At 71.5% G+C, this 17,699-nt stretch carries 14 protein-coding genes; 10 read left to right on the top strand and 4 right to left on the bottom strand.

Annotation, left to right across the window (positions count from 1 at the left end; all coding sequences use genetic code 11):
* The first annotated feature begins 143 nt into the window (after positions 1-143).
* The 3 genes from NFT33_RS17860 to NFT33_RS17870 are packed head-to-tail and all read left to right on the top strand — an operon-like array spanning position 144 to position 2,831.
* Positions 144-833, top strand: a complete 690-nt coding sequence (locus NFT33_RS17860; RefSeq protein WP_220784845.1) for a response regulator transcription factor — start codon at positions 144-146, stop codon at positions 831-833.
* Entirely contained in the window at positions 830-2,341 is a 1,512-nt protein-coding gene (locus tag NFT33_RS17865) for a sensor histidine kinase (protein ID WP_251677356.1), read from the top strand. Before NFT33_RS17860 ends, NFT33_RS17865 begins: the two co-directional genes overlap by 4 nt.
* Positions 2,342-2,372: 31 nt before the next feature.
* Entirely contained in the window at positions 2,373-2,831 is a 459-nt protein-coding gene (locus NFT33_RS17870) for an RNA-binding S4 domain-containing protein (protein ID WP_251677358.1), read from the top strand.
* Here NFT33_RS17870 and NFT33_RS17875 read toward each other — a convergent pair.
* A complete protein-coding gene (locus NFT33_RS17875; protein ID WP_251677360.1) occupies positions 2,780-4,489 on the bottom strand; it encodes a DUF5666 domain-containing protein in 1,710 nt (569 codons plus the stop codon). The two genes, NFT33_RS17870 and NFT33_RS17875, sit on opposite strands and share 52 nt — an antisense overlap.
* Entirely contained in the window at positions 4,449-5,336 is an 888-nt protein-coding gene (locus tag NFT33_RS17880) for a DUF6502 family protein (protein ID WP_251677363.1), read from the bottom strand. Before NFT33_RS17880 ends, NFT33_RS17875 begins: the two co-directional genes overlap by 41 nt.
* A gap of 151 nt (positions 5,337-5,487) precedes the next feature.
* Between NFT33_RS17880 and grpE the strand changes: the two genes are divergently transcribed.
* The 4 genes from grpE to NFT33_RS17900 all read left to right on the top strand — a co-directional run bounded on the left by grpE (position 5,488) and on the right by NFT33_RS17900 (position 9,988).
* Positions 5,488-6,036, top strand: coding sequence for a nucleotide exchange factor GrpE (gene grpE, locus NFT33_RS17885; protein ID WP_251677413.1), 549 nt, complete (start codon positions 5,488-5,490; stop codon positions 6,034-6,036).
* Between the two features lie 139 nt (positions 6,037-6,175).
* On the top strand, positions 6,176-8,131 hold the full coding sequence (gene dnaK / locus NFT33_RS17890; RefSeq protein ID WP_149502969.1) for a molecular chaperone DnaK: 1,956 nt from the start codon (positions 6,176-6,178) through the stop codon (positions 8,129-8,131).
* Between the two features lie 152 nt (positions 8,132-8,283).
* Positions 8,284-9,432, top strand: coding sequence for a molecular chaperone DnaJ (gene dnaJ, locus NFT33_RS17895; protein WP_251677365.1), 1,149 nt, complete (start codon positions 8,284-8,286; stop codon positions 9,430-9,432).
* A gap of 121 nt (positions 9,433-9,553) precedes the next feature.
* On the top strand, positions 9,554-9,988 hold the full coding sequence (locus tag NFT33_RS17900; RefSeq protein WP_251677367.1) for a polyhydroxyalkanoate granule-associated phasin: 435 nt from the start codon (positions 9,554-9,556) through the stop codon (positions 9,986-9,988).
* Here NFT33_RS17900 and NFT33_RS17905 read toward each other — a convergent pair whose 3' ends face one another.
* Positions 9,989-11,182: a CaiB/BaiF CoA transferase family protein gene (locus NFT33_RS17905; RefSeq protein ID WP_251677369.1), complete on the bottom strand. Its 1,194-nt coding sequence runs from the start codon at positions 11,180-11,182 to the stop codon at positions 9,989-9,991.
* 2 nt (positions 11,183-11,184) lie between these two features.
* Positions 11,185-12,378: an acyl-CoA dehydrogenase gene (locus tag NFT33_RS17910; protein ID WP_251677371.1), complete on the bottom strand. Its 1,194-nt coding sequence runs from the start codon at positions 12,376-12,378 to the stop codon at positions 11,185-11,187.
* Between the two features lie 121 nt (positions 12,379-12,499).
* Here NFT33_RS17910 and NFT33_RS17915 point away from each other — a divergent pair, with 121 nt between their 5' ends.
* The 3 genes from NFT33_RS17915 (at position 12,500) to NFT33_RS17925 (ending at position 17,678) form a co-directional block, all read left to right on the top strand.
* Positions 12,500-13,453 carry a LysR substrate-binding domain-containing protein gene (locus NFT33_RS17915; protein ID WP_251677373.1) on the top strand — a complete coding sequence of 318 codons (954 nt, stop codon included), beginning with the start codon at positions 12,500-12,502 and terminating at the stop codon, positions 13,451-13,453.
* Between the two features lie 77 nt (positions 13,454-13,530).
* Positions 13,531-14,439 carry a transporter substrate-binding domain-containing protein gene (locus NFT33_RS17920; RefSeq protein ID WP_251677375.1) on the top strand — a complete coding sequence of 303 codons (909 nt, stop codon included), beginning with the start codon at positions 13,531-13,533 and terminating at the stop codon, positions 14,437-14,439.
* Between the two features lie 44 nt (positions 14,440-14,483).
* Positions 14,484-17,678 (top strand): EAL domain-containing protein, encoded by a 3,195-nt coding sequence (locus NFT33_RS17925; protein WP_251677377.1) that lies wholly within the window; start codon positions 14,484-14,486, stop codon positions 17,676-17,678.
* Positions 17,679-17,699: the final 21 nt, after the last annotated feature.

Consider the following 17,699-nt stretch of genomic DNA (forward strand, 5'->3'; position numbering starts at 1 on the left):
TCTCCAGGAGGGTTTTCGATGGAAAGGGGGACAGCGCCGATGCTCCTGTCGGCGGCTGTCAAACGGCTGTCCACGACCCTAGGGGAAACGCCAAGCACCACGGCGGCTGCGCGCCCGCGCCGATGGCGCTAGGCTTCGCGCCCATGAAACTGCTGCTGGTGGAAGACAACCCGACGATCCAGACGACCCTGCGCCGCGCCTTCGAGCGCCGCGGCATGCAGGTGATCGGCTGCGAGGATGGCGCACGCGCGCTCGACCGCTGGGAGGCCTCGATGCCCGATGTGGTGCTGCTCGACCTGAGCCTGCCGGGGCTGGACGGGCTGGAGGTGCTCTCTCGCGCCCGTGCCGCCGGGCTGCGCACGCCGGTGATGATCCTGACCGCGCGCGGCACGGTCGGCGACCGCATCCTGGGCCTGAACACCGGCGCCGACGACTATCTGGCCAAGCCCTTCGACCTGGACGAGCTGGAGGCGCGCATCCGCGCGCTGGCACGCCGGGCGGCGCCGACCCTGCCCGGCGCCAGCGCGCAGGCGCCCACCTTCTGCGGTCTGCGCATCGACGCCGAGAGCGGCGCGATCTGCCATGACGACCGGCCGATGGACCTGACCGCGCGCGAGCTGGCGCTGCTGCGCGCGCTGCTGGCGCGGCCCGGCCAGGCGGTGGCCAAGGAGCGGCTGTTCGAGCTGGTCTTTCCCGGCGAGCGCGAGGTGCAGACCGAGGCGATCGAGGTGGTGGTCTACCGGCTGCGCAAGAAGCTGGCGCAGACCGGCGTGCAGCTGGTGACGCTGCGCGGCCTGGGCTATCTGCTCAAGGCCGCACCGGCACCGGCATGAGCACGGCCGCCCCGGGACCGCTGGCGCGGCTGCGCCAGCGCCTGGCCCACCGCATCGCGCACCTGTCGCTGCGCGCCGAGCTGCTGGCGGGCATCCTGCTGCCGGTCACGGTGCTGGTGGTGATCCACACCGTCAGCCTCTACCGCGAGGCGAGCGAGGCCGCCGGCATCGCCTACGACCGCACGCTGCTGGCCTCGGCCAAGGCCATCGGCGAGCGGCTGGAGGTGCGCGCAGGCAGCGGCGGAGCGCAGGTCGCGGCCGACGTGCCCTACTCGGCGCTGGAGGCCTTCGAGGCGGACAACCGCAGCCGCATGTTCTTCCGCGTCAGCGGCTTTGCCGGCGAGATGGTCAGCGGCTTCGAGGACCTGCCGCGCTGGGACGGCCGCATCCCGCAGCGCAGCGTCTATGCCGCGCTGGTCGACTTCCATGATGCCGAGTACCGTGGCATGCCGGTGCGCATGGCGGTGCTGCTGCAGCCGGTGGCGGGCCAGGCCGGCCAGGGCATGGCCACCATCCAGGTGGCCGAGACGCTGGAGCTGCGCCACACGCTGGCGCGGCAGATCCTGATCGGCACGCTGTGGCGCCAGGCGGCGCTGGTGGCGGTGATCGCGCTGGTGGTGGTCTGGGTGGTGCAGCACGCCACCCGGCCGGTGCGCCGGCTCAGCGAGGAGATCGCCCGCCGCGCCGAGGACGACCTGACCCCGCTGGCGACCGAGGAGGCTCCGCGCGAGCTGCGCCCGCTGGTGGAGGCCACCAACGCGATGATGGACCGCAGCGCGCGGCTGCTCGAGCACCAGAAGCGCTTCGTGCGCGATGCCGCGCACCAGCTGCGCACGCCGCTGGCGGTGCTGAAGGTGCAGGTGCAGTCGGCCCGGCGTGGCGACACCGACAGCGCCACCGCGCTGGCCGAGATCGAGCACACCGTCGACCGCGCCACCGGCCTGGCCAACCAGATGCTCGCGCTGGCCAAGGTCGAGCAGCTGCGCCAGCAGGGCCAGCCGCCGCTGGCCGACTGGGAGGCGCTGGTGCGCGATGTCGCGCTGGACCTGGCCGCGCTGGCCGCCGAGCGCGATCTGGACTTCTCGGTCGAGACGGTGCCGGCCACGGTGCGCGGCCACGAGTGGGCGCTGCGCGAGCTGGCCCGCAACCTGCTGCACAACGCGATCAAGTGCTCGGCGCCGGGCGGCATGCTGGCGGTGACGATGCACCGCGACGGCCACCACGCCGCGCTGACGATCGCCGACAGCGGCCCCGGCATCGCCGAGCCGCTGCGCGAGCGCCTGTTCCGGCCCTTCGCCGCCGGCCCCGAGCGCGGCGACCTGAGCGGCGGCTCCGGCCTGGGCCTGGCGATCTGCCGCGACATCGTCGACTCGCTCGGCGGCACGCTGGTGCTGGACAACCGCATCCGCTGCTCCCGCATCACCGGGCTGGATGCCACGGTGCGCCTGCCGCTGGCAGGGCCTGCCAACCCGGCCGGGCCCGGCGCGGTGCATCATTCAACCTCCTGAGTTCGATTTCCCGAGCCGTCTGCCCGACACGATGAGCCGATCCGCCCGATCTTCCTCCCCCGCACCCGCTGCCGGCAGCCCGGCCGGCCAGCGCCTCGACAAGTGGCTCTGGGCCGCCCGCTTCTTCAAGACCCGCTCGCTGGCGGTCGACGAGATCGAGCGCGGCCGGGTGCGCGTCAACGGCCAGGATGCCAAGCCTTCGCGCGAGGTGCGCGCCGGCGACCGCGTCTCGGTGCGCCAGGGCGACTGTCCGACGCCGCGCGAGGTCGAGGTGCTCGGCCTGTCGGCGGTGCGCGGCCCGGCGCCGCAGGCGCAGCGGCTCTACCGCGAGACGCCCGAGAGCGTGCTGGCCCAGGCCGAGTGGCGCGAACGGCGCCACTACGCCGCCGACCCGGCGCTGAGCATCCAGCAGGGTCGGCCGACCAAGGCCGACCGGCGTCAGCTCGCCGACTGGCAGCGCTGGAGCGTGTCGGTCGACGACCTCGCCTGAGCCTCCGGGCGCACGCCGGCCAGGCGGGCGGCGGTGTCCCCGGAGGTGTCGCCCGGCGCCGGCTGCCCGGGCGAGCGCTCGTGCCGATGATCCGCCGAGGCGTGCAGCCGCACCCGCCGGGCCTGCAGCAGGCCCTCGGCCGACAGCGTGCCCTCGATCTCGATCCGCCGGCCCTCGGCCACCAGCGTCGCCAGCAGGTCGGTCGAGGCACGCGCCGGATCGCGCCAGTGGGTGGACTCGCTCCAGCTCACCGCGATCTCGCGCACGCCGCCGTCCTCGGTCGTCTGCTGCAGCGTCAGCCGGCGCGCCTGCACATCGAAGGACAGGATGCGGCCCTGGCGGGTGATCTGCGCGGTGCCGTCTCGCGGCTCCTTCAGACAGCGCACCCGATCAGCCACGATGCCGCGCGATCCGACGCTGCCGGTCACCTCGACATGCAGGCCGTCGACCAGCGTCGCGGTGGCCGCGGCGGCGGTGCAGTCGCCGAGGTCCAGCACGGTGGCCGAGGTCAGCGTGACCCGGGTGTCGCGCACCCGGAAGCTGGCCGGACTGTCGGCGGTGGCGGCCGACCAGTCCGACAGCGTGCCCACCAGCAGCGCCGAGCCGGTGGTGGCGACCGCCTCGATCGAGACCGCCTGCCAGCGCAGCGCGTCGCTGCTGCGCAGCGCCACCACCCGGGCATGCAGCCCGTCGGCCGGCAGCAGCGTGGCCGGCTTCAGCACGGTGGCGGCGTCGACCTCCATCGTGATGCCGTCGATCGTCAGGCTGCGCCCGCTCCAGCCGGCGATCAGGCCGGCGCGCTCGATGCGCGATCCGGCCGCCACCAGCGTCGAAGCCGCATCGACCTGCATGCGCGAAGCCCGCAGCACCAGCGTCGCGGCATCGAAGTCGGCCGGGGGCGCATGCAGCGTCAGCATCTGGCCGGCCTGCGCCTGCTCGCCGGCCGGCAGCCAGACGGTGAGCGCGCCGATGCGGACCTGCTGGCGCGAGGTACCGGCACGATCGGCCAGGACCTCGCTCACCGGCGCGACCAGACGCAGCGTGTCCGGCGAGGCTGGGGTGTCGATGCGGGTGGCCAGCAGCCGGCGCGTGCTGCCCGGCGCGCCGGTCACGATCGCATGCAGCTCGACCGCCTCGCCCAGGGCGATGTCGGCCGCGCTGCGCCAGCGCTCGCCCAGCACGGTGATCGGGCCGCGGGTCGGATCGGCATTGATCACCACCGTCTGGCCGAGCACGCCCAGCGTGTCAGCGGTGCGCTCGCTCACCCGGCCGACCAGCGAGGGTCGCACCTCGATGCGGCCCAGCACCTCGGTGCCGGCGGCATCGGTCGAATACTCCAGCACCACCCGCTGGCCGAGGAGCATCTCGGCGCTGTCGCGCCCGCCGTCGGCGCGCTCGCGCTCGACCCGCGCGGCGCTGTCGTCCCTGCGCACCCCGTCGACGACGACGCTGCCGAAGCCCGACACCGTGCCCACGCTCTGCGACAGCAGCACCGGGCTGCCGGTGCCGTTGCTGCCGACGCCGCTGCCGCCGCAGCCGCCCAGCAGCCCCGCGCCCAGTCCGATCAGACCCAGACCGGCCGCCCGGCCGAACAGCCGCCGGCGTTCGGGCTGGAATTCAGCGGCGCGGTCGCGCTCGACCCGCGTCGTTGTCGTCATCGGCATCCTCCATGTCGGTGAAGTAGTAGACCCCGAAGCGCATGCGCGCGACCGGCGCGGCCTCTGCGGACGCTGCGGCGTCGCGGTCACGGTCGAGCCGCTGCTCGGCCTCGAGCACCATGCGCTCGAGCGCCTCGGCCCAGATCGCGCGGGCCAGCGCGCCCAGCTCGACGGCGGCCTGCGGCGACAGGCCCTCGGCGAAGACACTCTGCTCGAGCAGGCGCCGTCCCGGCCGGTCGCAGCCCAGGTTGTGCACCGCCGCGGCCAGATGGTCGGCGACATTGACCGCCATCGCCTGCGCGGCCGCCGGGTCGCGGCCCGGCAGCACGAAGCGATCGCTCAGGCGCAGCACCTCCTCGCCCTCGACCCGCACCAGGCCCAGGCGCTGCAGCTCCTCGAGCAGGGTGCGCGGATGCACGTCGCTGCAGACCTCGCGCGCGAGCGACTCGAAGCTGGGCGCCGGCCCCTGGCGCGGCAGGCGGGTCCGGGCCCGGCCCTCGGCATCGCGGCAGGACAGATCGGTGATCCAGCGGGTGAACAGCATCGCCGCGGGGGTGGGCGCCAGCGCCGGCCGGCCCGGCAGCTCGGTCTGCATCTGGCGCACATCCTTGCGGTGCACGCCCGTCAGCACGCTCAGCGCCGAATCGGTGACCCGCTGGCCGCGGCGCTCCAGCTCGCGGCGGCCCTCGTCGAGATAGACCTGCTTGAGCGTGCGCGTGAGCGCGCCCAGCGGCACGCCATGCCCGAGCAGCCAGCGCACCATCGGCGCGAGCATGACCGCCGCATCGGCCAGCACGGCGGCGGCCGGGTCGTCGACGGCATCGGGGTCGGGGGGAGAAAGACTCATGATCAGCGTGACAGTTTGCATGAAACCGCGACGCACCCGTGACCGTGCCGCCCGGTGCCGCCCTGTCGTGCCGATGCAGCAGCCTCTTGAAGCCCCTGGAGCCGACCCCATGTCGCACCGGGATGCCGCCGCAGCGGCCAAGGAAGAGACCATGTCCGACACCCAGAACACCCCGCCCTTTCCCGACACCGAACCGGCCTCGATGAACGGCGCAGCCGCCCCGGCCGACACCAGCGAGGCCCTGGCCCGCGTGGCCGAGCTCGAGGCGAAGAATGTCGAGCTGGCCGACGCCTATCTGCGCGCCAAGGCCGAGATGGAGAACATCCGCCGCCGCGCCGACGAGGAAGTCGCCAAGTCGCGCAAGTTCGCGGTCGAGTCCTTCGCCGAGAGCCTGCTGCCGGTCTGCGACAGCCTGCATGCGGCCATCGCCGCGCAGAGCGCCGGCCAGGGCACGCCCGAGCAGCTGCTCGAGGGCGTGCAGGCCACGCTGCGCCAGCTCTCGCAGGCGCTCGAGCGCAACAAGGTGGTCGAGGTCAATCCGCCGGCCGGCACGAAGTTCGATCCGCACCAGCATCAGGCCATCAGCATGGTGCCGGCCGATCAGGACCCCAACACCGTGGTGAGCGTGCTGCAGAAGGGCTACCTGATCGCCGAGCGCGTGCTGCGCCCGGCGCTGGTGATGGTGGCCGCGCCGAAGTGACGCCACCGCCCGGTCACCCCTGAACAGACCCTGTCCCAGACACAGAAAAGCGCGCGACCGGCAAGCAGGGCCCTTGAAACCCGCCGGTCCATCCGCAGATCAGCAGCAACCAGACAATTTCCCCGGAGTCAGCAACACCATGGGCAAGATCATCGGCATCGACCTCGGCACCACCAACTCGTGCGTGGCCATCATGGAAGGCAACACCACGAAGGTGATCGAGAACTCGGAAGGCGCGCGCACCACGCCCTCCATCATCGCCTACCAGGAAGACGGCGAGATCCTCGTCGGCGCCTCGGCCAAGCGCCAGGCGGTCACCAACCCGAAGAACACGCTGTACGCGGTCAAGCGCCTGATCGGTCGCAAGTTCACCGAGAAGGAAGTCCAGAAGGACATCGACCTGATGCCCTACACCATCACGGCCGCCGACAACGGCGACGCGTGGGTGTCGGTGCGCGGCAACAAGCTCGCGCCCCCGCAGGTCTCGGCCGAAGTGCTGCGCAAGATGAAGAAGACCGCCGAGGACTACCTCGGCGAGCCGGTGACCGAAGCGGTCATCACCGTGCCGGCCTACTTCAACGACGCGCAGCGCCAGGCGACCAAGGACGCCGGCCGCATCGCCGGCCTGGATGTCAAGCGCATCATCAACGAGCCCACCGCCGCGGCGCTGGCCTTCGGCCTGGACAAGGGCGGCAAGGGCGACCGCAAGATCGCCGTCTATGACCTGGGCGGCGGCACCTTCGACGTCTCGATCATCGAGATCGCCGACGTCGACGGCGAGATGCAGTTCGAGGTGCTGTCGACCAACGGCGACACCTTCCTGGGCGGCGAGGACTTCGACCAGCGCATCATCGACTACATCATCGGCGAGTTCCGCAAGGAGCAGGGCGTCGACCTGACCAAGGACGTGCTGGCCCTGCAGCGCCTGAAGGAAGCCGCCGAGAAGGCCAAGATCGAGCTGTCGTCGTCGACCGCCACCGACGTCAACCTGCCCTACATCACCGCCGACGCCACCGGCCCGAAGCACCTGAACATCAAGCTGACCCGCGCCAAGCTGGAGTCGCTGGTGGAGGAGCTGATCGAGCGCACCATCGCGCCGTGCCGCACCGCGATCAAGGACGCCGGCGTCTCGGTCGGCTCGATCGACGACGTCATCCTGGTCGGCGGCATGAGCCGCATGCCCAAGGTGCAGGAGAAGGTCAAGGAGTTCTTCGGCAAGGAGCCGCGCAAGGACGTCAACCCGGATGAGGCGGTGGCCGTCGGCGCCGCGATCCAGGGCCAGGTCCTGGGCGGCGAGCGCACCGACGTGCTGCTGCTCGACGTCACCCCGCTGTCCCTGGGCATCGAGACCCTGGGCGGCGTGATGACGAAGATGATCAAGAAGAACACCACCATCCCGACCAAGTTCGCGCAGACCTTCTCGACCGCCGACGACAACCAGCCGGCGGTGACGATCAAGGTCTTCCAGGGCGAGCGCGAGATGGCCGGCGGCAACAAGCTGCTGGGCGAGTTCAATCTGGAAGGCATCCCGCCGTCGCCGCGCGGCGTGCCGCAGATCGAGGTCTCCTTCGACATCGATGCCAACGGCATCCTGCATGTCGGCGCCAAGGACAAGGGCACCGGCAAGGAGAACAAGATCACCATCAAGGCGAACTCGGGCCTGTCGGAGGACGAGATCCAGAAGATGGTGCGCGATGCCGAGGTCAACGCCGCCGAGGACAAGAAGAAGCTCGAGCTGATCCAGGCCCGCAACCAGGGTGACGCGATGGTGCACTCGGTGCGCAAGTCGCTGACCGAGTACGGCGACAAGATCGAGGCGGCCGAGAAGACCGCGATCGAGGCCGCGATCAAGGAGGTCGAGGAAGCGATCAAGGGCGACGACAAGGACGCCATCGAGGCCAGGACCAACGCGCTGATGACCGTGAGCCAGAAGCTCGGCGAGAAGATGTACGCCGACATGCAGGCCCAGCAGGCCGCCGCGGGCGCAGCTGCCGGTGCAGCCGGCGCCGGTGCGGCCGGTGCCGGCGAGGCCCCGAAGAACGACCCGAAGGATGCGGACGTCGTCGACGCCGAGTTCAAGGAAGTCAAGAAGTGATGGCGCCGGACGCGCGCCGCGGCGGGGCCTGAACCCGGCTGCGCCCGCGTCCGCCGTGCCTGTCGCCGCGCTCGAGTCGCCGGCCCTTCGCGGGCCGGTGCCGCTCGGCGCGGCGTTCCTGTTTCACCGCTGTCGCAATCCGGACCACTTCCATGGCAAAGCGTGACTACTACGAAGTCCTTGGCCTCGCCAAGGGCGCGAGCGAAGACGACATCAAGAAGGCCTATCGCAAGCTGGCGATGAAATACCACCCTGACCGCAACCAGGGTGAAGGCGCGAAGGTGGCCGAGGAGAAATTCAAGGAGGCCAAGGAGGCCTACGAGATGCTCTCCGACCCGCAGAAGCGCCAGGCCTACGACCAGTTCGGCCATGCCGGCGTCGACCCGAACGCGGGCGGCTTCCGTCCGGGCGGCCCGGAGGGCTTCGGCAACGGCGGCTTCGCCGAGGCCTTCGGCGACATCTTCGGCGACATCTTCGGCCAGGGCGGCGGTGGCCGCCGAGGCGGCGGCCAGCAGGTCTACCGCGGCGCGGACCTGTCCTACGCGATGGAGATCACGCTCGAGGAGGCGGCCCTGGGCAAGGAGGCGCAGATCCGCATCCCGTCCTGGGAGGACTGCGACACCTGCCACGGCAGCGGCGCCAAGCCCGGCACCAGCGCCAAGACCTGCACCACCTGCCATGGCTCGGGCACGGTGCATCTGCGCCAGGGCTTCTTCAGCATCCAGCAGACCTGCCCGCACTGCCACGGCAGCGGCAAGATCATTCCCGAGCCCTGCACCACCTGCGGCGGCAAGGGCCGGATCCAGAAGCACAAGACGCTCGAGGTCAAGATCCCGGCCGGCATCAACGAAGGCCAGCGCATCGCGCTGCGCGGCCACGGCGAGCCCGGCACGCATGGCGGCCCGGCCGGCGATCTGTATGTCGAGATCCGCATCAAGCAGCACGACATCTTCGAGCGCGACGGCGACGACCTGCACTGCACCGTGCCGGTCAGCATCATCACCGCGTCGCTCGGCGGCACGGTCGCGGTGCCGACGCTCGGCGGCGAGGCCGAGATCGAGCTGCCCGAGGGCACCCAGCACGGCAAGACCTTCCGGCTGCGCGGCAAGGGCGTCAAGGGCATCCGTTCGAACTATCCCGGCGACCTGTACTGCCACATCCAGGTCGAGATTCCGGTCAAGCTCACCGAGCACCAGCGCAAGCTGCTCAAGGATCTCGACGAATCGCTGAAGAAGGGCGGCGACAAGCACTCGCCGAACGCCAAGAGCTGGACGGATCGGGTCAAGGACCTGTTCAAGTAAGGCCTCTCGCAGGCCGATCGGCGATCATCCCCAGGCGTGCCACGATCTGGCACGCCTTTTTTCATGGCTGACGACGACGTGATGCCAATCCTGGAAGGATGTCCCGATGCCCTGCGTGCCCGTGCCCCTCGTTCCCCAGATGCCGGCCCTGCCCGCGCTGCCCGCCGCCGCCACCGGCGACCTGATCCGTCAGATGACCGAAATGACCTTCTCGGTGCCCTTCGTCGTCAACCATCGGCTGACGCGCATGGCACTGGCCGGCCCGAACCCGTCGGCGCGCGACCGCCAGGAATTCATGACGATGGGGCTGGAGAAGGTCACCGCCTTCCAGCAGTCCTGGCTGGCGATGATGTGGGCGGGCGCGAGCATCTCGCAGGACCTGATGGCCGCCGGCCTGGGCTGGTGGCTGGCGCCATGGGCGGCAGCGCCGGCCAGCCGGGCGATGGAGGTGATGCACCATGCGCCGATGAAGGTCGCCAGCGCCGGGCTGAAGCCGGTCAGCCGGCGTGCCGGCGCCAACGCGCGCCGGCTCTCGCGCAGCACGGCACAGCCCTGATCAGTCCCGCGCCGGCTCGCCGAGCCAGTCGGCGAGCACCGCCGCGCCGTCCTGCCCGAGCACCGGCGGCGCGCTGCGGTAGACCGGCGGCGTGGCCGACAGCCGGATCGGGCTGGCCACGCCCGGCACGCTGCCCGCCACCGGGTGCGGCAGATCGACCCGCAGCCCGCGCGCGACGACCTGCGGATCGGCGAACACCTCGTCGAGCCGGTTGACCGGCCCGCAGGGCACCGCCTTCGACTCCAGCGCCGCGATCCATTCGCGCGTCGTGCGCATCACGGTCGCCTGGCGCAGCAGCGGGATCAGCACCGCGCGGTGCGCCACCCGCGCCGCGTTGGTCGCGAAGCGCTCGTCGCTCGCCCACTCGGCATGGCCGGCGACGTCGCAGAAGCGCGCGAACTGGCCATCGTTGCCGATCGCCAGGATCATGTCGCCGTCCGCAGTCGGGAAGTCCTGGTAGGGCACGATGTTGGGGTGCGCATTGCCCATGCGCTTCGGGACCGTGCCGCCGATCAGCCAGTTGGCGGTCTGGTTGGCCAGCGCGGCCACCTGCACGTCGAGCAGCGCCAGGTCGATGTGCTGGCCCTCGCCGGTGCGGTCGCGGTGGCGCAGCGCGGCCAGGATGCCGACCGCCGCATGCAGCCCGGTCATCACGTCGGTCAGCGCCACGCCGACCTTCTGCGGCCCGGCGCCCTCTTCCGCGTCGCCGCGGCCGGTCACGCTCATCAGCCCGCCCATGCCCTGGATCAGGAAGTCGTAGCCGGCGCGCGGCGCATAGGGCCCGGTCTGGCCGAAGCCGGTGATCGAGCAGTAGACCAGCCGCGGGTTCAGCGCGTGCAGGCTGGCGAAGTCCAGGCCGTAGGCCTTCAGGCCGCCGACCTTGAAGTTCTCCAGCACCACGTCGGCGCGCTCGGCCAGCCGGCGCACCAGCGCCTGCCCCTCGGGCGTGGCGATGTCGATGACGATCGAGCGCTTGTTGCGGTTGGCGCAGAAGAAGTAGGCGGCGTCCGGGGTGTCGCGGCCCTGCGTGTCCTTCAGCCACGGCGGGCCCCAGGCGCGGGTGTCGTCGCCGGCGCCGGGACGCTCGACCTTGACGACATCGGCGCCGAGATCGGCCAGCGTCTGCGTCGCCCACGGCCCGGCCAGCACGCGCGACAGGTCGAGCACCTTCAGGCCATCGAGCGCGGTGGCCATGCTCAGAACGCCGCGATGCCGGTGATCGCGCGACCGAGAATCAGCGCGTGGATGTCGTGCGTGCCTTCGTAGGTGTTGACCACCTCGAGGTTGACCAGGTGGCGCGCGACGCCGAACTCGTCCGAGATGCCGTTGCCGCCGAGCATGTCGCGCGCGGTTCGAGCGATGTCGAGCGCCTTGCCGCAGGAATTGCGCTTCATGATCGAGGTGATCTCCACGCTGGCGGTGCCCTCGTCCTTCATCCGGCCCAGGCGCAGGCAGCCCTGCAGGCCCAGCGCGATCTCGGTCAGCATGTCGGCGAGCTTCTTCTGCACCAGCTGGTTGGCCGCCAGCGGACGGCCGAACTGCTTGCGGTCGAGCGTGTACTGACGCGCCGTCTCCAGGCAGAACTCGGCCGCGCCGAGCGCGCCCCAGGCGATGCCGTAGCGGGCGCTGTTCAGGCAGGTGAACGGGCCCTTCAGGCCACGCACCTCGGGGAAGGCGTTCTCCTCCGGGCAGAAGACCTCGTCCATGACGATCTCGCCGGTGATCGAGGCGCGCAGGCCGACCTTGCCGTGGATCGCCGGGGCGGAGAGGCCCTTCCAGCCCTTCTCCAGAACGAAGCCGCGGATCTGGCCCTCGTCGTCCTTGGCCCAGACGACGAAAACATCAGCGATCGGCGAGTTGGTGATCCACATCTTCGAGCCGCTCAGGCTGTAGCCGCCGTCGACCTTGCGGGCGCGCGTCACCATGCTGCCGGGGTCGGAGCCGTGGTTCGGCTCGGTCAGGCCGAAGCAGCCGATCCACTCGCCGGTGGCGAGCTTCGGCAGGTACTTCTGCTTCGTGGCCTCGTTGCCGAATTCAAAGATCGGCACCATCACCAGCGAGGACTGCACGCTCATCATCGAGCGGTAGCCCGAGTCGACCCGCTCGACCTCGCGGGCGATCAGGCCGTAGCTGACGTAGTTCAGGCCGGCGCCGCCGTAGGGCTCGGGGATCGTGGGCCCGAGCAGGCCCAGCTCGCCCATCTCGCGGAAGAGGGCCGCGTCGGTGCGCTCGTGGCGGAAGGCCTCGGTGACGCGCGGCATCAGCCGGTCCTGGCAGTAGGCGCGGGCGGCGTCGCGCACCGCGCGCTCGTCATCGAGCAGCTGGCTGTCGAGCAGCAGCGGGTCGTTCCACTGGAAGGAAGCGCGGGACGTGCGGGGGGTGCTGGCCATGACGGAGGCTCCTCGAAGGTTCTGAAGTTCGATGGATGCAATCCTAGGGAGCCCAGCCTGCAGGCACAACCGAATAATATGCATCGATCTGTTCCATGAACGCACTCCGAGATCGTCCCCGATGAGCGAACTCTCCCGCCGTCGCCTGCCCGGCACGACCGCGCTGGCCGTCTTCGAGGCCGCCGCGCGCCACGAGAGCTTCACCCGCGCCGCCGAGGAGCTGGCGATGACGCAGAGCGCGGTCTGCCGCCAGGTCGCGGGGCTGGAGGCGCTGCTGGACGTCAAGCTGTTTCGCCGCACCCGCCGCGGCGTGCGCCTGACCGAGGCCGGCAGCGGCTACGCGCTGCGGGTGGCCGACTGGCTCGACACGCTGGAGCGCGACACCCGCGAGCTGATGGCCGGCGCCGGGCGGGTGCCGGTGATCGAGCTGGCGGTGGTGCCCACCTTCGCCACCTGCTGGCTGCTGCCGCGGCTGCCGGCCTTCCGGCCCGGGCGGGTGCAGGTCAACCTGCACAGCCGCACCCGCCCCTTCCTGTTCGACGAGACCCGGCTGGACGCGGCCATTCACGCCGGCGACGGCCACTGGCCGGGCTGCACCAGCCGGCCGATCCTGTCGGAGCGGCTGATCCCGGTGGCCAGCGCCGGCCTGCTGACCGCGCACGGCCTGGCGCCGGACGGCCCGCCGCTGCCGGCCGAGGCGCTGGCGCGGCTGCCGCGCCTGCAGCAGACCACCCGGCCGCTGGCCTGGCGGCGCTGGTTCGCCGCCGCCGGCCTGCGGGTGGCCGACGACCAGAGCGGGCCCGCCTACGAGCAGTTCTCGATGAGCGTGCAGGCCGCCGCGCTCGGCCTGGGCGTGGCGCTGGTGCCGGACTTCGCCGCGGCCGCCGCGCTGGCCGACGGCCGCCTGCGCGGCGTGGCCGCCGCGCTCGACAGCGAGCTGGCCTATCACTACGTCGTGCCGGAGGCACATGCCGACGACGGGCTGCTGCGCGAGTTCGGCGACTGGCTGGCGGCGCAGGCGGAGACACATCGTGAAACTTTTCATGCCGCCCGCTCGACGGATCTGAAAGAATGACACGGCACCTCCCGCCGCCCCCCGGACCGATCCCCTGACCGATCCCAGACCGATGCCCACCGAAGATGCTTCACCCCATGCGACTGATCCTCTGGCTGGGCCTGGTCATGACGGTCACGGTCGCGGTGATCGTGTCGATCGGTCGCAGCCCGGCGCTTGACGGCCCGCAGAGCCCGGGCCCGGACCGTCCGCTGCGGGTCGGCTACGCGATCGAGGCGCCCTATGCCTTCCGCGATCCGGGCGGTGGCCTGCACGGCGAGGCCGTCGACATGATGCGCGCTGCGCTGCGCCGCATCGGCCGGCCGGAGCCGGTCTGGATCCATGCCGAGTTCGGCGCGCTGATGCACGAGCTGGACATGGGCCGCATCGACGCCATCGCCTCCGGCCTGTTCATCACGCCGGAGCGGGCGGCCCGGCTGGCCTTCTCCCGTCCCACCGCCGCGGTGCAGCCGGGACTGCTGGTGGCGGCCGGCAATCCGCTCGGGCTGCACAGCCTGGCCGATGTGGTCGGCGATGCGCGGACACGGCTGTGCGTGCTGGAGCAGTCGGTCGAGCAGGACATGGCCCGACGTGCCGGTCTGCCGGATTCACGGCTGCGCACCCGCACCAGCGCGGCCGGCTGCCTGACCGAGCTGCAGCAGGGTGCGGTCCAGGCGATGATGCTGTCGGTGCCCTCGCTGCGCTGGATGGTGCGGCAGCTGGAACAGCAGGCACGCAGCGCCTCCCAGACACGTGCACAGCATCTGCCCGAGCTGGCCCAGCCCTTCTGGGTCTCGTCCGGTCCCGACGGCTCAGCAATCGGCTATCCGGCGCTGGCCTTCCGCCGCGGCGACCGGCTGCGCGACGAGATCGACGCGGCGCTGGCCACCTACATCGGCAGCCCGGAGCATCTGCAGCGGGTCAGCGTCTACGGCTTCGACGAAGGCCTGATCGCGCCGGTGCGCGGCGAACCGCTGGCAGGCCTGCGCGGCACGGCAACGCGATGAACCGGTCTGCGCCACGGTCCTCGCCGACTTCGCTGCCCTCGCTGATGCTGCCGGCCCTGGCACTGTTCGGCATGCTCTGCCTGGGCCTGCTCGGCTGGAGCCACCAGCTCTGGAACGAGACGCTCACCGACGCGACGCTGCCCGGCAGCACGCTGGCGCAGATGCGGCTGAACCTGAGCCAGGCCCGCACCCATGCGGAACACGACCTCCACGAGGGCGAGCATGGGGATCTGAGCCGGGTCGACGCGGAGCTGGAGAACGCCCGCCTCGGCGGTCTGCAGCTGGTGGCCCAGGTGGAGCGGATCCAGACCACGCCGGCGCATGCCGACCGGCTGCGCCGGCTCGCCAGGGGCTTTGTCGACTCGATCGACGGCATTCGCGACACCCTGCGCCACCGGGCACTCACGCCGGACGATCGCTCGCGGGTCGCGCTCGATCTGCAGCAGGGCCGCATCGACAGCGCGGTGCGCGAGATGGAGGCGATCATCGAGATGATCCGCCAGGAGCGGCTGCGACGCCAGGCACGTCTCGGCATGGGCATGGCCGCGCTGATCGGCCTGGGCGTGGGCCTGCTGCTGCTGCTGCACCACCGCCAGAGCCATCTGCGCCAGGCGCTGCTCGAGGCGCTGCAGCAGCGCGAGCGCCACATGCAGGCCTTTGCCGAGGCGGTGCCGGACCTGTCCTTCGTGCTCGATGCCGAAGGGCGCTACATCGAGATCTACGGCATCCGGGACCGGCTGGTCGCGACACGCGAGCAGCTGCTGGGGCAGCGATTCCAGGAGATGCTGCCGCCGCTCGCGGCCGCGCGGGTCGAGGCGGCGGTGCGCCGGGCGCTGGAGACCGGCGAGGTCTGCCGGACCGAATACAGCCTGGAGATCGACGGCCGGGCCTGCTGGTTCGAGGCCCGCACCCATGCGCTGCCCGGCGAGCAGGACCGGGTGGCGCTGATCAGCTGGGATGTGACCGAGCGCAAGCGCAACGAGCAGCGGGTGGCCACGCTGGGCCGGCTCTACAGCTTTCTCAGCCAGGTCAACCAGGCCATCGTCTGGACCCGCCAGCCGCAGGAGCTGATGCAGCGCATCTGCGATGTCGCGCTCAGCCACGGCAGCTTCCGCGGCGCCTGGATCGCCGCGTCCGGCCCCGACAACCGCTCGCTGGTGCCGGTGGCGGTCGGCCCCGGCAACCGCGAGCTGCCGGCCGGCCGGCAGGCGGCGCGGATCGACCCGGACCTGCACCCTCAGCATGTCGTCACCCTGACCTGGCGCAGCGCCGAGCTGCGCTGGGACACGCCGGCCGGCGGCAGCGCGCTGCATGCGGTGGCCATTCCGATCACCTGCGAAGGCCGCATGCACGCGGTGCTGGTGCTGATCCGCGACCAGCTCTCGAGCGAGGATGCCGAGGAGCGCGCGCTGTTCCACGAGATCGGCTCGGATCTGTCGCATGCGCTGACGCAGATGCGCCAGCAGAAACGCTGGCTGCAGGACCAGGAAAGCATGCGCCTGCATGCCGCGGCGCTGGAGAGCACGCAGGACGGCGTCATCGTCTGCGACCGCTCGGGGCGGATCGTGTCGGTGAACCGGGCCTTCTCGACGATCACCGGGCATCGGCGCGAGGACTGGATCGGCCAGCCGCTCGGCCGGCTCGATCCGCAGCCCGGCGCGCAGCCCGGCACGCCGGATGACGCCGAGCGTGGCGTCGACGGCTTCGGTCCGCTGCTCGAGCAGGTCGTCAGCCAGGGCGCCTGGTCCGGGGAGATCCGCAGCCGCCACCGCGACGGCCACCTGCAGACGCTGTGGGCCTCGGTGGCGACGGTGCATGACGAGCAGCAGGTGCCCACCCATCTGGTCACCGTCTTCACCGACATCAGCGCGAAGAAGCAGGCCGAGCACGACCTGCACCAGCTCGCCCATGTCGATCCGCTGACCCAGCTGCCCAACCGGCGCCGGGTGCTCGAGCGGCTGCGCCAGGCGCTGGCGGCCGCGCAGCGCCAGCATCACCGCGTCGGGGTGATGTTCATCGACCTGGACAACTTCAAGACCGTCAACGACAGCCTCGGCCACAGCTGCGGCGACCAGCTGCTGCGCGACGTGGCCGAGCGCCTGGCGCAGCGCACCCGGCGCGAGGACACGCTCGGGCGGCTGGGCGGCGACGAGTTCATCCTGGTGCTGGAGGCGCTGCGCGATCAGGAGGACGCCGCGGTGGTCGCCCGCGAGCTGCTGCAGCTGCTGGAGAGGCCCTTCCAGATCGACGGCAGCGAGGTCTGGGTCCAGGCCAGCATCGGCATCAGCCTGTACCCGGAAGACGGCCATGAGGTCGAGGAGCTGCTGCGCGATGCCGATGCGGCGATGTACCAGGCCAAGCACGCCGGCCGCGGCACCTACCGCTACTACACCGAGGCGCTGACCCAGGCCGCGCAGAGCCGCCTGCAGCTCGACGGCCGGCTGCGGCGTGCGCTCGAGCGCGGCGAGTTCGAGCTCTGGTACCAGCCGCTCTACCGGCTGGCCGATCGCCATCTGATCGGGCTGGAGGCGCTGGTGCGGCTGAACCAGCCCGGCCTGCCGCCGATCGGTCCGGCCGAGTTCATCCCGCTGATGGAAGACAGCGGCCTGATCGTCGAGCTGGGCGCCTGGGTCACCCGCGAGGCCTGCCGGCAGGCGCGCGCCTGGCTGGACGAGGGCCTGGACTGCGGCCGCATCGCGGTCAACCTGTCGGCCGCAGAGATGCGGCGCGGGCAGACGCTGGCCCGGCTGAGCCAGGCGCTGGACGACAGCGGCCTGCCGGCGGCGCGGCTGGAGCTGGAGATCACCGAATCCGGCCTGATGGAACACATCGACGCGGTCGAGCCGGTGCTGCGGCAGATGCGCGAGATGGGCGTGCGGCTGGCGATCGACGACTTCGGCACCGGCTACTCCTCGCTGGCGCGGCTCAGGCGGCTGCCGGTCGGCAAGCTGAAGATCGACCGCAGCTTCATCGCCGACCTGGGCGGCGAGACCGGCCCGCAGGGCGCGCAGCTGGTCAGCGCGATGATCGCGATGGGCCGCGGCCTGGGCCTGTCGGTGCTGGCCGAGGGCATCGAGACCGAGGTGCAGGCCCGCCAGCTGATCGCGCTGGGCTGCGAGGCCGGGCAGGGTTATCTGTTCGGTCGCCCCGCGCCGGCGGCCGTCGCCCGACAATGGCTGTCCCCGCTGCCGGAGAACGCCGATGAAGCCCTCGCCCAGACGATCTGGCCCGACATCTGAGTCTGCGGCCGCCCCGTGGCC

Source organism: Sphaerotilus sp. FB-3 (assembly GCF_023706025.1).
Taxonomy (GTDB): domain Bacteria; phylum Pseudomonadota; class Gammaproteobacteria; order Burkholderiales; family Burkholderiaceae_C; genus Sphaerotilus; species Sphaerotilus sulfidivorans.